General features: G+C 68.6%; 19 protein-coding genes and 2 tRNA genes. 8 read left to right on the top strand and 13 right to left on the bottom strand.

What is annotated here, in order from left to right; genetic code table 11:
* Positions 1–27: 27 nt before the first annotated feature.
* From ACWD5F_RS19625 to ACWD5F_RS19605, 5 genes are read right to left on the bottom strand one after another with little or no spacing between them, the layout of a single operon-like run.
* Positions 28–1,419, bottom strand: a complete 1,392-nt coding sequence (locus ACWD5F_RS19625) for an MFS transporter (RefSeq protein WP_451255836.1) — start codon at positions 1,417–1,419, stop codon at positions 28–30.
* A 52-nt stretch (positions 1,420–1,471) separates the two neighbouring features.
* Entirely contained in the window at positions 1,472–3,673 is a 2,202-nt protein-coding gene (locus ACWD5F_RS19620; RefSeq protein ID WP_451255834.1) for an ArnT family glycosyltransferase, read from the bottom strand.
* A complete protein-coding gene (locus ACWD5F_RS19615; protein ID WP_451255832.1) occupies positions 3,670–5,163 on the bottom strand; it encodes a glycosyltransferase in 1,494 nt (497 codons plus the stop codon). Before ACWD5F_RS19615 ends, ACWD5F_RS19620 begins: the two co-directional genes overlap by 4 nt.
* A gap of 13 nt (positions 5,164–5,176) precedes the next feature.
* The gene (locus ACWD5F_RS19610; protein ID WP_451255830.1) at positions 5,177–6,859 is read right to left on the bottom strand and encodes an ATP-binding protein; all 1,683 of its coding nucleotides are present in this window, start codon (positions 6,857–6,859) and stop codon (positions 5,177–5,179) included.
* Positions 6,856–7,596 (bottom strand): response regulator transcription factor, encoded by a 741-nt coding sequence (locus ACWD5F_RS19605; protein ID WP_185146104.1) that lies wholly within the window; start codon positions 7,594–7,596, stop codon positions 6,856–6,858. Before ACWD5F_RS19605 ends, ACWD5F_RS19610 begins: the two co-directional genes overlap by 4 nt.
* Before the next feature lie 306 nt (positions 7,597–7,902).
* On the opposite strand from ACWD5F_RS19605, the gene ACWD5F_RS19600 reads away from it, so the two are divergent.
* Complete coding sequence (locus ACWD5F_RS19600; RefSeq protein ID WP_451255828.1) at positions 7,903–9,234, top strand: outer membrane protein assembly factor BamB family protein; 1,332 nt, start codon at positions 7,903–7,905, stop codon at positions 9,232–9,234.
* A 45-nt stretch (positions 9,235–9,279) separates the two neighbouring features.
* Here the strand turns inward: ACWD5F_RS19600 and ACWD5F_RS19595 are convergent, their stop codons facing one another.
* From ACWD5F_RS19595 to ACWD5F_RS19585, 3 genes are read right to left on the bottom strand one after another with little or no spacing between them, the layout of a single operon-like run.
* Positions 9,280–10,230: an amidohydrolase family protein gene (locus ACWD5F_RS19595; protein WP_451255826.1), complete on the bottom strand. Its 951-nt coding sequence runs from the start codon at positions 10,228–10,230 to the stop codon at positions 9,280–9,282.
* A gap of 32 nt (positions 10,231–10,262) precedes the next feature.
* Positions 10,263–11,153, bottom strand: a complete 891-nt coding sequence (locus tag ACWD5F_RS19590; protein WP_451255824.1) for a DUF2797 domain-containing protein — start codon at positions 11,151–11,153, stop codon at positions 10,263–10,265.
* The gene (locus ACWD5F_RS19585; RefSeq protein WP_451255822.1) at positions 11,153–11,515 is read right to left on the bottom strand and encodes an HGxxPAAW family protein; all 363 of its coding nucleotides are present in this window, start codon (positions 11,513–11,515) and stop codon (positions 11,153–11,155) included. The genes ACWD5F_RS19590 and ACWD5F_RS19585 overlap by 1 nt, the downstream gene beginning before the upstream one ends.
* 115 nt (positions 11,516–11,630) lie before the next feature.
* On the opposite strand from ACWD5F_RS19585, the gene ACWD5F_RS19580 reads away from it, so the two are divergent.
* Together ACWD5F_RS19580 and ACWD5F_RS19575 are read left to right on the top strand one after the other, a co-directional pair.
* Positions 11,631–12,107, top strand: coding sequence for a MarR family winged helix-turn-helix transcriptional regulator (locus ACWD5F_RS19580; RefSeq protein ID WP_451255820.1), 477 nt, complete (start codon positions 11,631–11,633; stop codon positions 12,105–12,107).
* A 216-nt stretch (positions 12,108–12,323) separates the two neighbouring features.
* On the top strand, positions 12,324–12,848 hold the full coding sequence (locus ACWD5F_RS19575) for a GtrA family protein (RefSeq protein ID WP_451255818.1): 525 nt from the start codon (positions 12,324–12,326) through the stop codon (positions 12,846–12,848).
* Between the two features lie 65 nt (positions 12,849–12,913).
* Here the strand turns inward: ACWD5F_RS19575 and ACWD5F_RS19570 are convergent, their stop codons facing one another.
* Positions 12,914–13,495: a hypothetical protein gene (locus tag ACWD5F_RS19570; protein ID WP_451255816.1), complete on the bottom strand. Its 582-nt coding sequence runs from the start codon at positions 13,493–13,495 to the stop codon at positions 12,914–12,916.
* Between the two features lie 728 nt (positions 13,496–14,223).
* On the opposite strand from ACWD5F_RS19570, the gene ACWD5F_RS19565 reads away from it, so the two are divergent.
* From ACWD5F_RS19565 to ACWD5F_RS19555, 3 genes are all read left to right on the top strand, one after another.
* Positions 14,224–14,580 (top strand): hypothetical protein, encoded by a 357-nt coding sequence (locus tag ACWD5F_RS19565; RefSeq protein ID WP_451255814.1) that lies wholly within the window; start codon positions 14,224–14,226, stop codon positions 14,578–14,580.
* A 77-nt stretch (positions 14,581–14,657) separates the two neighbouring features.
* The gene (locus ACWD5F_RS19560) at positions 14,658–15,380 is read left to right on the top strand and encodes a hypothetical protein (RefSeq protein ID WP_451255812.1); all 723 of its coding nucleotides are present in this window, start codon (positions 14,658–14,660) and stop codon (positions 15,378–15,380) included.
* Between the two features lie 569 nt (positions 15,381–15,949).
* Complete coding sequence (locus tag ACWD5F_RS19555) at positions 15,950–16,279, top strand: hypothetical protein (protein ID WP_451255810.1); 330 nt, start codon at positions 15,950–15,952, stop codon at positions 16,277–16,279.
* Between the two features lie 1,408 nt (positions 16,280–17,687).
* On the opposite strand, the gene ACWD5F_RS19550 is transcribed toward ACWD5F_RS19555, so the two are convergent.
* Entirely contained in the window at positions 17,688–18,089 is a 402-nt protein-coding gene (locus ACWD5F_RS19550) for a hypothetical protein (protein ID WP_451255809.1), read from the bottom strand.
* A gap of 172 nt (positions 18,090–18,261) precedes the next feature.
* Here ACWD5F_RS19550 and ACWD5F_RS19545 point away from each other — a divergent pair, with 172 nt between their 5' ends.
* The gene (locus ACWD5F_RS19545; RefSeq protein WP_451255807.1) at positions 18,262–18,864 is read left to right on the top strand and encodes a hypothetical protein; all 603 of its coding nucleotides are present in this window, start codon (positions 18,262–18,264) and stop codon (positions 18,862–18,864) included.
* Positions 18,865–19,008: 144 nt separating this feature from the next.
* Here ACWD5F_RS19545 and ACWD5F_RS19540 read toward each other — a convergent pair whose 3' ends face one another.
* From ACWD5F_RS19540 to ACWD5F_RS19530, 3 genes are all read right to left on the bottom strand, one after another.
* Positions 19,009–19,557 carry a YcxB family protein gene (locus ACWD5F_RS19540; RefSeq protein WP_451255805.1) on the bottom strand — a complete coding sequence of 183 codons (549 nt, stop codon included), beginning with the start codon at positions 19,555–19,557 and terminating at the stop codon, positions 19,009–19,011.
* 146 nt (positions 19,558–19,703) lie between these two features.
* A tRNA-Arg gene (locus tag ACWD5F_RS19535) sits at positions 19,704–19,776 on the bottom strand.
* A gap of 160 nt (positions 19,777–19,936) precedes the next feature.
* Positions 19,937–20,027 (bottom strand) — tRNA-Ser (locus ACWD5F_RS19530).
* Between the two features lie 239 nt (positions 20,028–20,266).
* Between ACWD5F_RS19530 and ACWD5F_RS19525 the strand changes: the two genes are divergently transcribed.
* The gene (locus ACWD5F_RS19525) at positions 20,267–20,884 is read left to right on the top strand and encodes an SSI family serine proteinase inhibitor (protein WP_451255803.1); all 618 of its coding nucleotides are present in this window, start codon (positions 20,267–20,269) and stop codon (positions 20,882–20,884) included.
* Positions 20,885–20,990: the final 106 nt, after the last annotated feature.

Here is a 20,990-nt window from a genome sequence, read left to right as displayed (position 1 = left end):
CTGGCCGTCCGGTTACTGATCAAGATCCTAAACGGCAGTCACCAATTCCGAGTCTGCCCGCTCCGCCCTGCGCAACAACGCCGCCGCCACGAACCCACCCAGCAGTACCGCGGCCGCCCCCACCAACTGACCCGATCTCAGCCCTTCCGCGAGCCCCCCGGAAGAGCTGAGGACCGCTCCGAGCACGGCGACACCCAAACCGTTGCCGAACTCCGCCAGCGTTCCGTTCACCCCGGCCCCCACCCCCGCCTTCGCCGGAGGAATCGCGCTCATGATCGCGTGCGCCATCGCCGGGCTGGCGATCGCGCCTCCCGCGCCGATGAGCAGCAGACCCACCAGCGTGCCCGCATAACCCCCCGTCGCCAGCACCGCGATCGACGCCAGCCCCGCCGACATCAGCACCATGCCCAGCGCGATGGACACCGGCGTACCCAGCCGCGCGGACCACTTCGCCGACAGGCCGCTGAAGTTGAGGACCACGATCGTCAGGGCCAGCGGAGCGGTCCGCAGGCCCGCCTCCAACGGGCCGTATCCCAGGACGAATTGCAGGTGCTGGGTGAGCAGGAAGAGCGAGCCGCCCATGCCGAAGGCGATGAGCACCGCCCCCGCCACCGCACCCGTGAACCGGCGGTCGCGGAAGAAGTGCGGGTCGAGCATGGGGTACGGGATCCGGTTCTCCCAGTACGCGAAGGCGCCCAGGGACACGGCGGCCACGGTCGCCGGCAGCAGGACCCGGCCCGACGTCCAGCCGTATGCCGGGCCCGAGATGATCGCGAAGACCAGCGACGCCATGCCGATCGTGGAGAGCAGGGCGCCGGGGAGGTCGGGGCGGTCGCCTGTGGGGTTTTTCGACTCCGGGACCAGGGCCACCACCGCCACCAGGCCCAGCGCCGCTACCGGCAGGTTGATCAGGAAGATCGCGCCCCACCAGAAGTGGTTCAGCATGAAGCCGCCGAGGAGCGGTCCGATCGCGAAGCCGAGCGCGTTGACCGCCGCCCAGATGCCGATCGCCTTCGGCTGCTCCTCGGGCGTGAAGATCTGCATCGCCACGGCGAGCGTGGTGGTCATCAGCAGCGCGCCGCCCACGCCCATGCCCGCGCGGGCCGCGATCAGTTGGCCCGTGGAGCCGGCCAGGCCCGCCGCCAGCGAACCGACGCCGAAGAGGGCGAGTCCGGCCAGCAGCATCTTTTTGCGGCCGTAGCGGTCGGCCGCGCTGCCGGCGGTGAGCAGCAGGCCGGACTGGACGAGCGAGTACGCGTTGATCATCCACTGGATGTCCGAGGTCTCGGCGTGCAACTCCCGGGTGAGGGAGGGGATCGCGACGTTCAGCACGGTGTTGTCGAGCAGCACGGTCAGCTGGGCGAGGCAGATGACACCGAGGATCAGCCAGCGCTGGGGGTGGCCTTGGGAAACGGACATGCTGTACACCGTATGGCGCCAACCATACGGTGTACAGCAAGTTCTCTTACTGTCAGCCGCTCGTCTTCTGCGTGAGGTCGTAGAAGGTGGACGAACCGACCGTCACCTTCTTGAAGTTGCTCTCGACCCACGAGGTGATCTGCGAGGACGTGCCGGTGCTGCTGCCGCCCATGCCGCCACCCGTGCCGCTGGAGATGAAGTAGTGGATCTTTCCGTCGGCCACGTACTTCTCGAACTGCGCCAGCGTCGGGGACGGGTCGGTGCCGTTGAAGCCGCCGATCGCCATCACCGCGTCACCCGTGGCGAGTTGGTAGCTCGCCGCGTTCTGGGCGCCGATCGCGGCCGCCGCCCAGGTGTAGTCGTCGGCGTCGGTCTGGAGCAGCTTCTTGGCCTCGGCGCTGACGGTCGCGCCGTTCAGCAGGCCGCCGACGCCACCGCCGCCGCCCATGCCGCCGCCGTCACCCGTGGTGCCACCGGGGGCGCCCTGCTGGCCCTGGGTGCTGCCGTTGCCGTTCTGCCCGGGCATACCGCCCGTGCCGCCGCCCGGGAAGCCACCGCCACCCTGCTGGTTCTGGGTGTTGCCGTTGCCGTTCTGCTGACCCGGCATGCCACCGCCGCCGAAGCCGCCGCGTGCGCCGCCGGCGCCGCCGGGACCGCCCCGGCCGCCCATCATGCTCGCGCCCGCCGGACCGGCCGTCGGGATGGAGCCGGTGTGCGCCGAGTCGACCGTGCTGAGGGTGTACGCCGTCGGTCCCGCCAGGGAGGCCACGATGCCCAAGCCCACGGCGGCGAGCGCGAGTTGGCGGCCCAGCTTGGCCACGAAGATCACACCGAGCGCCGCGGCCAGGCCGCCGATCAGGACCAGCCAGCGCAGCCAGGGCAGGTAGTCGGGCGTGCGGTTGAGGAGTACGTAACCCCAGACCGTGCCCGCCACGATCGCCGCCGCGAGGGTGAGCGAGGCCCACATCTCGGAGCGCTTCTCCCACAGGGTCCCGGCGCCCATGCCGATCACGGCGGCGATGTAGGGAGCCAGCGCGATCGTGTAGTACTGGTGGAAGATGCCCGCCATGTAGCTGAAGACGAGCAGGGTGATCAGCAGCGAGCCGCCCCACACCAGGAACGAACCGCGGGTCACCGAGGTCCGCTTGAGCTTGCGGGTGGCCACGAGTCCCGCGACCAGCAGGATCAGCGCGGCCGGCAGCAGCCAGGAGATCTGGCTGCCGATCTCGGAGTTGAACATCCGGTCCCAGCCGGTCTCGCCCCACTGTCCGGTGCCGCCCGCGCCACCGCCGCCGCCGACACTGCCGGTCTCCTCGCCGTTGATGCGGCCGAGGCCGTTATAGCCGAAGGTCAGCTCGAGGAAGCTGTTGTTCTGCGAACCGCCGATGTAGGGGCGGGAGGAGGCGGGCCACAGCTCGACGATCGCGACCCACCAGCCGCCGGAGACGATCAACGCGAGCGTGCCCGCGGCCAGTTGACCGAACCGCTTCTTCAGCGAGACCGGCGCGCAGACGGCGTAGACGATCGCCAGCGGCGGCAGGATCAGGAAGGCCTGGAGGGTCTTGCCGAGGAACGCGAAGCCGATCGCGACACCGCACCACACCAGCCACTTGGTCCGGCCGTCCTCCAGCGCGCGGACCACGAAGTAGCAGGCCAGCGCCATCAGGAGGGCGAGCATCGCGTCCGGGTTGTTGAACCGGAACATCAGCGCGGCGACCGGGGTGAGCGCGAGCACCGCACCCGCGATCAGGCCGGACGCGGGGCTGAAGCGGCGGCGCACCGAGGCGTAGACGACGGCGACCGTGCCGACGCCCATGAGGACCTCGGGGCCCAGGATCGTCCAGGTGTTGACGCCGAAGATCCGGGCCGCGATCTCCATCGGCCACAGGAACGCCGAGGGCTTGTCGACGGTGATCGCGTTGCCCGCGTCCAGCGAGCCGAAGAACATCGCCTTCCAGCTCTGGGTGCCGGCCTGGACGGCCGCCGAGTAGAAGGAGTTGGAGTAACCGTTGACGCCCAGGTTCCAGAAGTAGAGCACCGCGGTGGCGGCCAGCAGGCCGAGGAAGGCCGGGCGGGCCCAGCGGGGGTCCTCGGGACGGCCGCGCCACAGTCTGCGGACGAAGGGCTGCTTGGGCTCGCCGCCCGCGGGGGCCGGTGCGTGCGGCTGCTGCGAGTCCACCACGTCGGGTGCGGGGCCCGAGGGGGTGGGAGCCGCACCTCCCTGGTAGGTCGGCTGGTCGTAGTGGGTGGTCATCGGGTGTCCCCCGGATCGGTGTCGTAAGGGCGCAGCGGCCGGAACTGCATCGTGGAGTCCCGCCAGGTGCCGTCCGCGGCTTCACCGGCGCGGAACTGGGAGGTGTGGTGCGGCTGTTGCGACGGGTACGGCTGCTGGGGCGCGTACTCCTGCTGGTGCTGCTGCTGGTACGGCGTGGTCGAGTACGTCGGTGACGACGGGCCGGATGTCGGGCTGTGCGAGGCCACCACCGTCGAGCCCGCGTCGCTGTCCCGGCGGTCCGGGAAGACCCACGCCCTGAAGAGCAGGAAGCGCAGGACGGTCGCCGCAAGGTTGGCGGCGATCAGGACCGCCAGTTCGGTGGAGTGCGCGGGGTCGCTGCTCGCCGCGTTCAGGGCGGCGAGCGAGCCGCTGGTCAGCGCCAGGCCGATGCCGAAGACGACCAGGCCCTGTGCCTGGTGCCGGACCGCGCCGCCGCGTCCGCGCACCCCGAAGGTCAGCCGCCGGTTGGCCGCCGTGTTGGCGACGGCGGAGACCAGCAGGGCGAGCGCGTTGGCGATCTGCGAGCCGGTGAAGGAGCGGAAGGCGCTGTACAGGACCAGGTAGAACAGGGTCGACAGGCCGCCGACCACGCAGAACCCGACGAGTTGGCGGGCCAGGCCCTTGGGCACGTCCTGGATGTCGCGGTCGCGCGGGTCGTCACCGAAGGGGCGGGTGATCCGGTCCAGCGGCAGCGAACCGCTCGCCAGGGCCTTGCCGACGCGCCACACGCCCTTGAGGTCCTCGGTCGCCGTCCTGACGATGTGCACGGTCGAGTCCGGGTCGTCGACCCAGTCGACCGGCACCTCGTGGATCCTGAGGCCCGCGCGCTCGGCGATGACCAGCATCTCGGTGTCGAAGAACCAGCCGGTGTCCTCGACCATCGGCAGCAGCACCTGGGCCACGTCACGCCGGATCGCCTTGAATCCGCACTGCGCGTCGGAGAAGCGGGCCTGCAACGAGCCGCGCAGGATGAGGTTGTACGAGCGGCTGATGAACTCCCGCTTGGCGCCGCGCACCACGCGCGACGAGCGGGCCAGCCGGGAACCGATCGCCAGGTCGGAGTGGCCGGAGATGAGCGGTGCCACCAGGGGCAGCAGGGCGTTCAGGTCGGTCGACAGGTCCACGTCCATGTAGGCGAGGATCGGAGCGTCCGAGGCGGACCAGACGGTCCGCAGCGCCCGGCCGCGGCCCTTCTGCTCCAGCCGGAAGGCCTTGACCTCCGGAAGCTCCGCCGCCAGCCGTGCGGACACCTGGGGAGTGGTGTCCGTCGACGCGTTGTCCGCGATCGTGATGCGGAACGCGTACGGGAACGTGCGCTTGAGATGGTCGTGCAGTCTCAGCACACACGGCTGGAGGTCCTTCTCCTCGTTGTAGACGGGGATCACTACGTCCAGAACAGGCGTACCGGCGTCGCCGGCCGGGAGGTGCTCCCGCGCCGGCAAGGTGCCGGGAGAAGAGTCGGTTCGCATGGAACGACTCTTGTCAAGCGCCCTGTTGCACCCATGTGGTGGCACTGTGCTGGGCCTGTGAGTGCGATTGCCAATTCGTTTCGGGGGCCGGCTGCGGGAGCTGCGGAGCCAGCGCGGGCAGGTGCACGGTGAAGACCGTACGGCCGGGAACGCTGTCCACGGTCACCGCGCCGCCGTGGGCGCTCGCGACGGCCTGCACGATCGCCAGACCGAGCCCGGTCGAGCCGGTCGAGCGCGAGCGCGCCGAGTCGCCGCGGGCGAATCTCTCGAAGACGTGCGGGAGCAGGTCGGGTGGGATGCCCTGGCCGTTGTCCTCGACGTCCACGCACATCCACGGGCCGCGCCGCTGCACGCGTGCGGTGACGGTCGTCCCCGGTGGGGTGTGCTTGCGGGCGTTGCCGAGCAGGTTGATGAGGACCTGCTGGAGGCGGGCCGCGTCGCCGGAGACGGCGGCGGGTTCGTCGGGCAGGTCGAGGCGCCAGTTGTGGTCCATGCCGGCCGCGCGGGCGTCGCTGATGGTGTCGACGACCAGCGGGATGAGGTCGGTCTGCTCGAACTGGAGCGGCCGTCCGGCATCCAGCCGGGCGAGCAGCAGCAGGTCCTCCACGAGCAGCGTCATGCGGCTCGCCTCGGACTCGATACGGCCCAGCGCGTGCCGGGTGTCCGGGCCGACCTGCTCTCTGCCGCGCCGGGTCAGCTCGGCGTACCCGCGGATGGAGGCGAGCGGGGTGCGCAGCTCGTGGCTGGCGTCCGCGACGAACTGCCGTACCCGCATCTCGCTCTGCTGGCGGGCGTGCAGGGCGCCGTGGACGTGGTTCAGCATCCGGTTGAGCGCGGCGCCGACCTGGCCGACCTCGGTGTGCGGATCGGTCTCGGACTCCGGGACCCGCTCGCTGAGGTTCACCTCGCCCGTGTGCAGCGGGAGTTCGGAGACGCGGGTGGCGGTGGTGGCGACGCGGCGCAGCGGGCGGGTGGCGACGCCGACGAGGACGTAGCCGGCGATGCCTGCGGCGACGAGGCCGGCGGCGGTGACGCTCAGTTCGACGAGGATGAGGGTGTTGACGGTGCTGTCGACGTCGGCGGTCGGCAGGGCGACGTAGAAGCCCTCGGTGGGGGTCTCGGAGCTCGTGGCGTACTTGACCCGGTAGTCCCCGAGGCCGGGAATGGTGACGGTGTGCGTCTTCCCGTCCCTCGACACGGACGCGAGGGCCTGGCTCTGCTCCGTGGAGAGATCGACGCCGGTCATTCCCTTGAACGCGCCGTTGGTGTCGTTCTGCTGCTTGCTGTACGCCGCGCTGGCGATCGAGCCGTTCTGCACGTAGGCGGCGACGGTGCTGGCCTGCGTCGGGCCGGTGGTGAGGACTTTGTTGACCTTGCCGGCGGCCGAGACGGGCGTGTCGCTGCCCAGGGACTTGCCGGCCGAGGAGGACGCGCCGTTCTGGGTCCCGGGAAGGTTGCCCGGACCGTTGCCCTGGTTGTCCCCCAGGGGACGGCCCGCCGCGCGCATGGCGGTCTCCTGCACCTTGCCGTCCAGCTGGTCGTACAGGTGCGAGCGCAGCGCGAGCGTGGTCACCGTACCGATCACCGCGCACACCACCGCGATCAGCGTCACGGACGCGACGACGAGCCGAGTCCGCAGGGTGCGCGGCTTACCCGCTCGTCGCTTCTGCGCACGCGGCCGTCGTCGCCCGCTCATGAGGCCGCGGGCTTGATCAGATAGCCGGCCCCACGCCGGGTGTGGATCATCGGCTCACGTCCGGCGTCGATCTTCCGGCGGAGGTAGGAGATGTAGAGCTCGACCACGTTGGCCTGGCCGCCGAAGTCGTAGGACCACACCCGGTCGAGGATCTGCGCCTTGCTGAGTACACGCCGTGGATTGCGCATGAGGAAGCGCAGCAGTTCGAACTCGGTGGCGGTGAGGTGGATGCCCTCCCCGGCCCGCGACACCTCGTGGCTGTCCTCGTCGAGGGTGAGGTCTCCGACCACGAGTACGGAGTCGGAGCGGCGGTCGGCGGCACCGGACCGCCGGATGAGCCCGCGCAGCCGGGCGACGACCTCTTCGAGGCTGAACGGCTTGGTCACGTAGTCGTCGCCACCGGCGGTGAGCCCGGCGATACGGTCCTCGACGGCGTCCTTCGCCGTCAGGAACAGCACCGGCACGTCCGGCAGTTCGCGGCGCATCCGCCCCAGGACGGTCAGGCCGTCCATGTCGGGCAGCATCATGTCCAGGACGACGGCGTCGGGCCGGAACTCCCGCGCGGTCTGGATGGCACCCGTGCCATCACCCGCGCTCCGGATCTGCCAGCCCTCGTAGCGAAGGGCCATGGACAGCAGTTCGGTGATCGACATTTCGTCGTCCACCACAAGCACTCGGACGGGGCTCCCGTCCGGCCTCAGCAGTTCGGTGCGCCCCTGGGGCGAGGTCGTGGTCATAGTGAGCACACTGTCGGGATCCTCTGAGAGCACGCTTTCGACAACCTGTGATTTCCCTAAGAAACTCACAGGGGCCTCTCAGGCAACCCCTTGGAACCGCTTGCTGAAAGCGGTTGCCACGGAGGGGAGACGGAGGCGGGAGGGGCGTGCTTGCCTCGCGGGGAGCCGGCGGGACAAGATCCCTCAACTGTTCGAGGCGACGGGGACACGGGGGCTGCGGTGACGGGTGGGGACAGCGGGGGCATATCAATACGTCTGCCGGGAGAACGGGATCCCGACGCGTGGCGCCGGCTGACGCTCTACCTGATGGGATACGTGACCGCGGTCCTCTTCGTCCTCACCGGCCTGGAGGCCCGGCACGAGACCCCGGCACCGGAACCTGACGTGGTCACCGGCGCGCAGGGCGCCTTCCCGGCCGCGCTCGGCCCCGAGGCACCGGCCACGCCCAGCCACGTCCTGCGCCGGACGACCGCCGACGAGACCGTGGTGCACGGCCTGTCGATCCAGGCCACGGGGGTGGGCGTGCGCGCCGTGAACACACGGACCGGCGCGGAGTACTGGCGCTACGAGCGGGCCGGCTACGGGGAGGGGGACGCCGAGGGGGGTGAGAACAGGGGCTACTACGCACCGACGCTCGAGGTGTCCGCCCGCACGGTGGTGGCGGGCTTCGTGGACGGCCGGTTCACGGCGATCGACCTGCGCTCGGGCAAGATCCTCTGGCACCGGAACATCTCGACGGGCGAGAGCCGACGACGCACGTACGCCGAGCTCGCCGGCGGCCGCGTCATCATCGACACCCCGGCCGGCATCCGCGCGCTCGCCGAACGCACCGGCCGCACCCTGTGGACGGTGAGAAGGCCGGCCGAGTGCGACGAGACACCGGTCCAGACCGTGTACGACTTCCCGGACCACCTCGTCACGGCATTGGCGGACTGTGACGTACTGGGCCCCAAGCGCGGCAACGCGAGCTTGGAGATCGCCCCCGCCGTCGCCGACAGCTCCGCCCTGCTCCTCGGTATCGACGACCGCACGGGCCAGGTCCTCTGGCGGGAACAGCACACGGAGTTGTACGACGACCTGCTCCGGACCGACACCCACACGCTGGCCGCCGTCGGCCCCGAACGCCGCACCCCGCGCCCGGTCCACCTCCTCGACGTGAGCCGCACGGGGGCACCGGAACGGGCCACCTTCTCCATCCATAACCACGCCGGCATCACCACAGACGACGGCACCGCCGTCACCACGATCGACCCGCACATCTACGACATCGACTCCCCCACCCTCCTCAGCGTCTACGACACCGCAACGGGCCGCCTCCGCTGGAAACTCCGCGCACCGACCGGCCAGCAGTACGGCCAACCCGTGGTCGCGAACGGCCGGGTGTACGTCGTCCGCCAACCGATTTACAAGTACGCCGACGCCGGCCACGGCACCTCGGCCGACCTGCTCGTCCTCGACGCGCAGACGGGACGTGCGGGGCATGAGCTGAAGCTGACGGGGTTGACGGTGCCGACGGACGTCAATGCGTATGCGTCACTGGACGTGAGCAAGTTGGGGTCCAGGGAGGCCGGCGCGGATGGCGTGGTCGCGGTCAGCTGGCGGGGTGGGCGGAAGGAAATGCTGTTGGTGACGGGGTGACTCGTAGGGGGCAGGCGGTGCATGGCACGTGGTTCGCCAAAGGCGTCATAGGTCGAACAGCCTCGCCCCGTTGTCGTGGCACACGGCCCGTAGCCAGTCGTCGCCGAGCTCCAGCCGCTCCAGTGCCTCCAGCTGATGGACGTACGGATAGGGGATGTTGGGGAAGTCGCTGCCGAGCAGGATCCGGTCGCCGAGGTCGGTCAGCCGGGGCAGTGCCCTCCGGGGGAACGGCGCGAACCGGTCGCTGAAGTCCGTGAACGACATCGTCGTGTCCAGCCGCACCTCGGCGTACCGATCGGCCAGGTCGAGGAAGTCCTCGTACTCCGTCATCCCCATGTGCGCGACGATCAGCCGCAGTCGGGGATGCCGGGCGAGCACCCGCCCGATCGGCTCCGGCCCGGTGGACTTGCCCGGCATGGGCCCCGAACCGCAATGGATCACGACCGGCACACCGGCCTCGGCGAGCAACCCCCAAGCGCCGTCCAGGAGTTCATCGGCCGGGTCGTACGCCCCCACCTGCACATGCGCCTTGAAGACCCGCGCCCCCGCCTCGACGGCCTCCCGGACATAGCCCTCGACTCCCGGCTCGGGGAACAGCGTCGAGGTGTGCAGGCAGTCGGGGGTACGGCGGGCGAAGTCGACGGCCCAGCCGTTGAGCCACTCGGCCATGCCCGCCTTGTGCGGGTAGAGCATGGCGGTGAAGGCACGAACGCCGAAGTCCCGGATCAGGGCGACCCGTTCGGCCTCCTCGGCGCGGTAGGTGATGGGCCACTCGACGCCACCGGTGAGCGGGCCGAGCGAGTCGAAGTATCCCCAGACCTTGTGGAGGACGCGCTCGGGCATGAAGTGGGTGTGGACGTCGACGAGGCCAGGCAGCCCGAGGCGCTGCCAGAAGCGGCGGACCTGGTCATTTTCTTCGGCTTCTGTCGCCTCGACTTCCGTGGCCTCCGCTTCCGTCGCCTCGACTTCCCTCTCCGCGGTCTCCCGACCGTCCATGGCGCCCATCCGTTACCTGGCCTTCCGCATCCTCAGAACAACTCGTCCTGCACCGCCGACACGCTTCTGAACTCCCGCAGGGGAAAGGCCGGTCGGCCTCCGACCGCAGGTCCCAGCTCCCACCCTGTCATCAGCCGAGTGTCGAGCACGACGACCTCCGGTGCTCCTTCGCCACCTCCCCCGACGGCAAGGTGGAGATCAGGCCCGGCAGCCGCGACCAGCTCCCCACTCACCACCCCGCCGGCAACCAGCTCACTCACCTCGCCGACGGCACCCGGCAGTTCCACGAGCCCGAACGCGTCCGCGTGGTCGACCGGCCGGCACGGCTCGCGCGTGAGCGACTCGGGCCAGTCGGCGAGCGCGACCGCACGGGCATGCAGTTCCACGACTTCGGCCGCCCGCTCGCTCTCCGCCCCGGGCAACTCCGAACGCACCGCCCGCTTATCGGCGTACGGAATCCGATCGGGCACCCGGAGCGCGGCCCGCAACAACTCTTCGGTGCGGCGGGCTGCCATCAACGGACCGGTGCCGAGCCAGCTGAAGCACACCGCCCCCTGCTCCAACAGCCGGGCCGACCCCCGCTCGACCCCCGTGATCCCGACCTTGACCATGCCGGGTCCGAACCACGCCAGATATACGCGGTACGGCCGCGGATCGTCCGCGATCGTGTCGGCGGCCACCGAGTGCGCCCGGTCCAGCCGCGCACACTCCTCGCACCGCGCCCCCGTACTCCGCCCCGACACCCCCGCCCGCACCGGACACGCGTGCCCCCGCGCTCCCACACACGTCCGCACACCCCCGTCCGCGACCCCGAAGGCCACCCGTTTCCCCCAGGCCAGCGCACTGCGCCGCCCGCCGTCCCACACCAGCACGGGGCCGCCGTCCAACCACCGCAACCCCGAACACTTCCATGCCTGTGCCATCACTCACGAGAGTAGGAGACGGCACTGACAACGGCTGCCGGAGAGGGCGACCGCCCGCGCTCGGGATTCCGCCCCGCCAACCGACACCCCACACATCCGGCATGCCCCTCCCGCGCGGTCAGATCCCGGACCCGCCACGCCCACTGCTCCCGCGGTCGCAGCCCGGGCGGTTTACCCCAGCCGGCGAGATGCAGGGCCCAGGTGACCAGGACACTCACGACGACGATCCCAAGGCCCCCGGCCAGCAGCACGACCGAGGTCGTGCACACGCCGAGGCCCAGCACGGCCGTTCCGACGGTGGCGATGCCGAAGCCGGTCCACCCCGCGGCCGTATGGCCCTCGTCATACTGATGTGCGCTCATGCACGTACCCGCCTCTCTCCAGGCAGCGGAAACTAGAATCCAAGCAATCTCTCACCACGTAAGAAATTTATCGCATAAACCTCTCACAAGCTAAGGGAATCAGGGAACCACTCCGATGCAAGCCACACCGCGCCGCCCCGCCACCGCGGCCGAGGCGCTGAGCGCGATGGACCACCTCATCGCGACGAGCATGATCGGCCAGCAGGAGATGGCCCAGCGGGTGGGCCTGAACGTCACCGACCTGACCTGCTTCGGCTACGTCATCGAGGCGGGCGAGAACCTCCTCACCGCCGGCGACCTGGCGGCTCGCGCCCACGTCACGACGGGCGCGGTGACCGGCATCCTCAACCGCCTGGAACGCGCCGGTTACGTCACCCGCCGTCCCGACCCGGCCGATCGCCGCCGGGTCCGCGTGGCCGCCCAGCCGGACGCGGAGGCCCGGGTCCGCGAGCTGTACGAGCCGTACTACGCCCGCCTGCACGCCCTGTTCGCCGAGTACTCGCCCGCCGAAGTCGCCGTACTGACCGACTGGTTCACGCGCGCGAGCGCCCTCGCGGCGGGCTACCTGGAGGAGCACCGCCGCACGAACTGACCGCCCCCTCACCGGCCTTCCCCCCGATCGCCCCGACCGCGGGGGTAGGGCTGGCTCCACCATCGGTTCGGTAGGACACTCCATCGTTCCGGCGGGCGAATCACGGAATCGTAGGCGTCAGTTGATCCACGACTCCTCGACTCCACGAGACGCGCGAGACACGCAGGCCCACAAGCCTCACGCGACTCGCGGGCCGCCCCCGGAAGGAACCGCGACATGGACGCCGCCGCCGCAGTACGGCAGACCCCGACCGCCGGCCCCGGCCCGTTCGCGTCCTTCGTGCGGTTCGTGGTGTGCGGGGGCGGTGTCGGCGTCCTGTCCAGCGCGGCCGTACCGCTGCTGGCGCTGCTGATGCCGTGGGTCCTGTCGAACGCGGTGATCACGATCGCCTCGACGATCCTGTGCACCGAACTCCACGCCCTGTTCACCTTCGGCACCGGCAAGCGGGCCGGCTGGCGCGAGCACTGGCAGTCGGCGGGTTCGGCGGCCGTCGCCTACGCGGTGACCAGCACGGCGGTGCTCGTACTCCACACCGTCCAGTCCACGCCCTCACTGCTGACCGAACAGACCGTCTACCTCACGGCATCCGGCCTGGCGGGCCTGGGCCGCTTCCTGGTCCTGCGGTTGTTCGTCTTCGCGACCGAGGCGCGGAAGCCGCGGCCCAAGGTCACGACCGTCCGCCGCCAACCGGCCTGGTTCGGTACGAGGACGCCGGCGGCGGCGCTGTCACAGGCGGCTTGAGGGCGGACGCGGAACTCGCTTCGATACAGGGCGAGTTCAGCTTGCAGCTCCTGACGGAAGCCCGCTCAACCACTCGCGCCGGACTTCCCCCCGGCCGGAGTGACGGCATGCCACAGTCCGTCCTTGCCCTGCCCGTTCACCTGACCGGCCGCGGTGTCGCCGACGTACCTGTACAACGGCCAACCGGCGAGGGTGAGTTGCGGCTTGCCGTCGCGGTGGACCGTACCGAGAAGGCTCTTCTCCACGCCGGTGGTCTGCACGGAGTCCTGAGGAGAGGCCTGCGGGGAGTCCTGCACGATGACGGGTATCCACGTGTCCGTACAGGCCCCGGAACACGTCCACTTGGACGGATCGGACTCGTCCTTGTCGTAGCGGTAGAGGGTCATCCCATTGCCGTCGCTGACGACATCACCCGTACCGCCGACCGCCGTGGCTGTTAGCGCGGTGGTCGTACCCGTGCCCCCGTTGCCGTCGCCGGCCGGTGTCGAACTCCCGGCTTCAGCCGCGGCCGTGGCGACCGGCGCGAGCGAGGCGACGCTGCCGGGGCTGGTAGCGCCGGCGTTGTCGGTCGACGAGTCGCACGCCGCCAGCAGCAGCGCGGAGACAAGGCCTGCGACCGAGGCGAGGACGATGCGGTGCGGGATCACGTAGTTGCCCTTCGGGAGTCGCCGTCCACTTACTCCCTAGTACGTGGGACAGCCCCGGCGCTCTCATCGACTGACGTCACATGGCGCAGACTTGACCATCTTGACCATCCCGACCATCGGGCGGGGCAGTCGGCCGGGGCGGTGTGGTGTGTCCGTTGGTGCCATGCAGGGGGTCCGGTGCCAACTCGGCTGCGGACGCGGTCCCTTGCCGACCGCCGTCATCTATCTGACGGCACTCCGTCTCGCACGCCTCTTCATCTGGTCTGCGCACTGACTCGAAGCCGCCTTTGGCCCAGAATGATCGCGTGCTTCCTCCTCGGCTGCTGTGGTGCGACCCTCGGCCCATCCCCCCGTTCAACCGTCAGGAACCGGTGACAGTGATCGTCCGGGACCCCGGTTTCTACGAGCCGACCGACGAGGACGACTGCACAGTGTTCTCGCACTTCTGCCAGGCGCATGACCGCCTCTACCGGCACGAGGCCTGCGGGGCGGGACCGCATCTTGTGGCGCTGCACTGTGAAGAGCACGGGCCCGAGAGCATGTGGCCACAGCCACTCACGCTCATGTTCCCTGAAGGTTTTGAGCCACCGCTCAGCGAGGCACAACTCAGCTGTCTGCAAGCGGAGTGGGATGCCGGGTAGGCGTCGATTGGGCACAGGACGAACAGGCGATCGCTGAGGTTGCGGCACTTCGCGGCTCAACAACAAAGTCCCGACCGGAGTGAGGTCATGGACCGGGAACAGCTCGAACGATTGCTGAGCGGTGGCGACGAGGCGTCGTCGGCCGCGCTCGACGCTCTCCGCGCCGGCGCTTCTCACGTTGTCTGGGACGGAACGACATCAGGCGAGATGCTCGCAAAGGTCTACGGGCGCCGCCTCCGTCACACGCTTCGAAGGAACATCGAGACCTCCGGCCTGGAACGTGCCGTGAGCCGCCTCGCCTCGCACCACGGACCGGTTCGACTGGGCCAGATCAGGACTGCCGACGGCTCGTGGACCTTCATGCTGTTTCTCGACCAGGACGGCAGCACGTTGGTGGCATGCACCGGCGTTCGCCGGGCCCAACCGGGTCCGCGACTGGGCTGAATGAGACGGAAACTGAGGCGGAGCGGGGCTGACCCGGACGCCTCGGTGGTGTCGGCGCCTCATGCCATCATCCTCGCGTGTTGACGATCCCGGGATATGCAGGCGGTCCGCTGACCGAGGCGGATGCCTACCTTGACGATCCGTTGTTCTGGCCCGTGCACCTCGGCAGCTGTTTGCGTGGCGAGGACGCGCAACGAGCCGCGTTCGGAGCTGACTGGGACGCGGCCATGGAGCTCTACCGCGTGCTCTCGGCCGAACAGGAGTGGCCGGTGTTCAGCGTGGCCCTCCGCTCCGGCCACACCATCCATGTCGTCTATCGCAACTTCGACGGAGACCGAGGGGTGGACTACCTGATACATCACCCGACGTGGCCGACAGCGGAAACCCTCGCTGTGGATGACGGTCATTTCATGGGCCCCGGCATGGCCTGGCCGGAGTTGCTGTCCGCTGCTCGGCAGTCGCCGCCAAAGGGCGTCGGCGACCCCGACGCCCGACTTCTGCTGCTCTTCCCCACACTCGGCGACGCGCAACTGCCCGACGAAGCAGCCGTTGCGCTCACCACCGCGCTCAGCGCTCTCACCTTGATCGAAGAGCCCGACGACGTGGCGAGCATGCTCCTTGAGAACCAAGGCCAATGGACTCCTGCTCACTGGAGGTCTGCAAACGGTGTCCGCATCAACGACGGCGGCCATTCGTACCGAAACCCCGGCAACGCCTTCGCCCTGCCCAGGGGCCGCCTTCGAGAGATCAGCAACGCATTGAACGGCGAAGAACCGACGGATCACCAGAATTCCGACTGAAACTCCGAGCCTGGGAAGCTTCGGTCATCTGTGGACCGCGAGACCTGGCACGTTTCTGGCCCAACCTCTTCGTCCCGAACTGCCGGTTGAAGACCCACTGAGGTCTGGTGGACGGGTGGACTGGCGAGTCAGCCATCAACGGTTGTTGGCGGTCGGCTGCGGTCGTGATGGTTGCCGTACTTCACTACTGTGCAGCGGCCACGGGATCAGGAAAGCAACCCGGCCTCGTGAAGCGCGTCGAAAGCCGGCTCGTCGACGGCCGAGACCCGGTCCCGATCGGCATAGCGGAACCATGCCTTCTCGGCGATTTCTACCGTGAGTGCGCGTCACCAACACCCGGTCGTCCCGAACCAGGAACCACGCCACCTTCTCCGGCACACCATTGCCCTTAGCCATGGCCCGGGACCGTATCGGAGGGCGCCGTCCACGTCAGCGCCGTCGCTTCGTCCAGAACCAACTGGAGCAGCCAGAACCTCACCGACCAGGAGGCTGTGTCGTAGGGCACGGCCAGATACTGAGACGCCCTGGCGGGCCGAACTGGCTAGCATCCTCCGTGTCGAGGAGGAGCCATGGCATTGGGCCGCAAGGGATCTCGCCGCATCGTCGTCGACAGCATCGCCTACCGCTGGAGGTTGCGACGCAGGCCGACCTATTTCCAGGCTCTTGCCTGGACACCATGCTCGTACGCGGTTGAGCACGCGGACGTCCCCGGGACAACGCTCGTGGTCGTGACCGATCAGCCGCACCCGAGCAACTGGTTCGGACGTGAGGCTCAGCCTGTACTGCCATCCGACGTGGCTCAGGCCATCCAGCTTGCTCTTCATGAGAGCTGGACCCCAACGGCTCCGGGCTCGCCGTTCCACCTCGACCTTTCCGTCGACTTCACACCCTCGCTTTGAGCCCGACTTCAAGATCTGAGCTTGGGAAGCTTAGATGCATCAGGGGACCAAGCGAGCCTGGTGCACCTACGATGACCCTCCCAATCTGCAGGGCACAGAGAGCGAGGCGGGCATGGGAGTCCTTCAAGGGGTGGCTAGCGTTCTAGGCAGTGCGCTTGTGGGCATTGTGCTGGCGGCGCTGTTTCAAGACCAACTGACGGAATTCCTGGCTCAGATTTTCACGTACATGCGATCGCCTGGCCGGGATATTTCCGGGAAGTGGGAAACCTATTGGTATGTCATTCCCGAGCCTGGTTCGTCGTCAACGTCGAGGGCTGCGGACGTATCCATAATTACGTTCGACCTTAAACGACTAAGGAGTCGAGTAACGGGTCGAGATGTAAATCACGCATCGTCACAGATAAGGTCCACACTTATTGATTCGACATTTCTGACAGGTACGTGGACGGATCATTCCGGAGAGCGATATCAATGGGGATCATTTCAGCTGCATTGGGACAGTGAAGGAAATGGAATGGTCGGAAAATTTACAGGTAAGGACTCTCGCAATCACATTAATCATGGAATCTGGTTGTGGGCACGTCGCGATACCGACCTATCGAAACTTGCTGAATCGGCGCACGAGTTGCAGGGGCAAGGATATAAGTTCGATCTAGCAGCTGCGCAATCGGGTATCGAACGCGCCATGGAAGGGCGGCAGGGATGACTTTAACTGGAGGTGCGTGAGTTCAAAGGAGTGATGTCAGCCGATATGGGTCCACTACTGCTCAACTGCTCACGGGCACTACGGGAATAGGCACTTTTGCCACGAATGTACATGCGTCGCTGCAAGCAAGAATGAAGTTTCTCCCAACCGAGACAGAGGGCCCCTCCGAGCGACCGATGCGAGGCCCCGGCGGGCCTTAGCTTGGTAGGCCAAGCGACGACTGTAGGCATCGCCGTCTTCTTGACCTGGGTTTTGTCGGGGATCTGGGGAGCTGTCTTTTGCTCGTCGGGGATGTTGGTCTCGTGCGCCTGATGGTCGTGGGTGGTCGCCATTGGTCACTGCCGGGCGGCCTGGGGCGGCCCAGCTTCGGCGAACTCAGCTGACGGCCGGCACCTGCGATGGGACCCTCCCGTCCGAACCTTGGTCGACGACAGTCAGCCACTACGGCGGGTCAACCGAACAATCCAGGCGCGCGCGTGGCTCGCTGCACCGCCACCGGCCTCAGCCATGTTGCCTGTGCGGTCGACTAGAGCAAGCGCGACGGACGGCGCCTGACAACGGTGGCTAGCCGAGTCCTCAGCTTGGGAAGCTAAGGGCGTTCTGGGGCAGTTGTCGCCCTACCCTCAAGCGCAACGGTGACAAGACTCGGTGGTGCTGTGTCAGGAAGTGAGCGTCCAGTGAGCAGCGTCCGGGTGAGCGGCCTTACCACTTCCGCCACTTGTCCGTGATCTGGTGGCGGCCGAGTCCATGCCGGGCGGTCAGCGCGACGATGTCGATGCCGTGCTCGGTGAGTGACTGGTCGATGAAGTCGCACAGTTGCTCGCGCTCGTCGGTTTCGTAGGCGCCTTCCTTGTGGGCTTCGTTGACGGCGTTCAGGGCCAGGACGACGCGTTCCACGACGCCGAAGATCTGCGTGTCGTCCGCATCACCCAGGCCGGGGAGCTCCCTCTCGAAGGTGTCGAGGACGGCATCGGTCGACGCGAGCAGTTCTTCGGGGAACAGTCCCGCCATGCACGCACAGTCAGGGTCCAGAGTGCCGTCGGCAAGCGCTTCGGCTTCTTCGGCTATGCCGTCCCGCCAGTCGGTCGTAGGTCTCTCAACCATGGCGCGGACCGTACAGCGCCGGTCTGACAGTGATATCGAGCAGTGCGGGGGCGAGTTGGGCGCAAGGCCGTTCACCGGGTTCATGAGCCGATGCCTGTCGGCGTACGGAAACTTAGACGGAGTCGCGCACAACTCGGGTGACGGCGACCTGTGGTCGCGCTAGCGTGCCGTGGTGATCAGCGGCGAGGGTGCGGGCCTGGGTGCCGAAGCCGCGCGGCGTCTGGTGCGGACAGGTCTCTACGAATTCGAGTCGGGGCTGACGGACGCCGAGTTCGCGCGCATCGAGCGCGAGTACGGCTTCGAGTTCGCCGACGATCACCGTGCGTTCCTCGCGGCCGGGCTCCCGGTCAATGTCCCTCCCGAGGACGGGCAGACCTGGTCCAGGCCCTGGCCGGAGTGGCGCGGCGGCGACCTGGACAGCTTGCGTCGACAGCTCGACTGGCCGGTCGAGGGCGTTCTGCTCAGCGTTGAGCACAGCGGATTCTGGTACGAGGGCTGGGGTGAGCGTCCCGCCGACGAGACGGTGGCACTGGATACCGCGAGACGTCATCTGGCAGAGGCGCCGGTCCTGGTGCCCGTGTATGCCCACCGATACCTGCCCGCCGGCCGTGGCGGCTTCGGGCACCCGGTGCTCTCGATGTGGCAGACCGACATCATCTACTACGGCCTGGACCTGGCCGACTACATGCACCAGGAGTTCGACGAGGCGCGAGGCGAGGTCGACGAGAACTGGAACCCGCGAGCAACGGTCCCTTTCTGGCGGGACCTCCTCTGACCCTTCGAGGTCGGCGGCCGGGCGCCGGGCGCGCTCAGCCTGGGTTGCTTGGGGTTCGGCACGCGATGGCACGACTCGCGTCCCCGCCCGCCTCGTACGAAGTCCCATGGCATGGGCGGACACCGGGCTCTTGGCCTCCGAGCCTCAAAGCCGCTTCAGGTTGTGGTCCAGGATCGCCCGGAGCCGATCCACGTCCGCGGGATCCTGGGCTCCCCTCTTCGGCAGCACCGCGACTCCGGCCGCGCGGTCGCCACTCAGCAGCACGAAGAGCCCGGGTGTCTCCACGTACTCCCGGAACGCCGTCCAGTCGACGGTGGTGGACGCCCGCTCGCCGGTGACGGCCGTGCCGTGGTCGTCGGCCACCATGCGGCACTGCCCGTACGTCTCCATGACGCTGAACATCCGGCGGGCCATGGTGCGCAGCCCTCGTACCGCTCCCCAGGACGTGACTGCCACGACGAGCACCAGCGAGATGATCAACACGGGCAGCGTGGGATCTTGGACGACCGAGAAGACGACCACAGCGACCACCGCGATCAGCGGCGCCGTCAGCAGTTGGGCCCGGCCCGCCGGCGACCGACGGGCCCGCGCACGGAGCGCCTCCTCGAAGTCCGCGGCCGTCAGGCGGTAGCCGAACTCCACGGCCGCACGATCCGTGCCCTGTTGTGAGGGATCCCCGCCCCGAGTGTCCATGACAGGAATCCTAGCGAGGACGATTCAGCCGGATCGGGCCGTCGCGCCAGGACCCGCAGCCGCTCCGGCTCCACTCCGAACCCGGTTGCGGCTAAGGCATAAGCGAGAGGCCCCGTGGATTTCTCCATGGGACCTCTCGCCAACTGTGCACTCGGCAGGATTCGAACCTGCAACCTTCTGATCCGTAGTCAGATGCTCTATCCGTTAAGCTACGAGTGCTTGTCCTGTGTGCCGTTCCTGGTCCTTTCGGGCCGCTCGCGGCGACAGGAAGAACATTACATGACTGCCGCCGCCATGTGAAATCCGTTAGCCGCAGCCATTGTGACCTGCGGAAACGACGAAACCCCGGTCCTGGGACCGGGGCTTCGGTGATCTTGCGCGGAGGCGGAGGGATTTGAACCCTCGATGGGCTTTAAGGCCCAAACCGCATTAGCAGTGCGGCGCCATAGACCGGACTAGGCGACGCCTCCCGCACAGCCGCCCGCGCGAGCGCGAGTGGTGCGTGCAGATGATGACACAGTCGAGCGCGGTGTCACCAATCGCCTCCCACGGTACTAGGCGTGCAGGCCGCAGGGCAAAGTGCTTCTCCACCCGGCGGGCCCCCGCGAAGCCCCCGCGAAGCCCCCGCGAGGCTTCCGGGAAGCCCCGCGAGACCCCGCCAGGAGGACGCCGCGCGCAACGTCCCGACCCGGGCGCCGTTAGTCAGGTCATGTTCCAGGTCTCCCACGTCTCCCCGTTGCCGCACATCTCCTCGGCACCCCCTGTCCCCGACGCCCCCCATTCGCCGCTAGCCCAGGCACCCCGTTCCCCGGCACCCCACGCACCCCACGCACCCCAAACCCCCCGCCGCGCCCGCCGCCTCGCCGCCCTGTTCGTCGCCGTCGCCGCCTCCGCCTCCCTCGCCCCCACCCTCACCGCACCCGCCGCCTACGCCGACGCCGGTTCCCTCACCCTCGCCCCACCCCCCGTCCGGGACGAGGACCAAGCCGGCGACCACCTCACCGTCACCGTGCGCGACGCGGGCGGCGGCAAGGACGGTACGTACGACCTGTACTGCCATCCCGGAGGCGGGACCCATCCCGACGTCACCGGCGCGTGCGACGCGCTCGATCGCGGGGCCCGCTGGGGGCGGGACACCTTCGCCCCCGTTCCCGACGGAAGCGTGTGCACCATGCAGTACGGCGGAACCGCCACCGCGCATGTCACCGGGGTGTGGGCCGGGCGGCCCGTGGACGCCTCGTACGACCGTCGGAACGGGTGCGAGATGGGGCGGTGGGACCGGATGGTGCCGTTGCTGCCCGATCTGCGGCCCCGGGGACAGGCGTAACCCGCCGAAGGCATGGCCCGCAGAGGCGCCTCCAGGGGCGTGACCCCCGGCGTCCGAGGGCCTGCTCCGCACAGACGTTCCACCGGCGCTCCACCGGGTCCACAAA

This window comes from Streptomyces sp. NPDC002499 (assembly GCF_053595415.1).
Note: the sequence above shows the minus strand (reverse complement) of the source record. Positions and strands in the feature narration are given on the sequence as shown.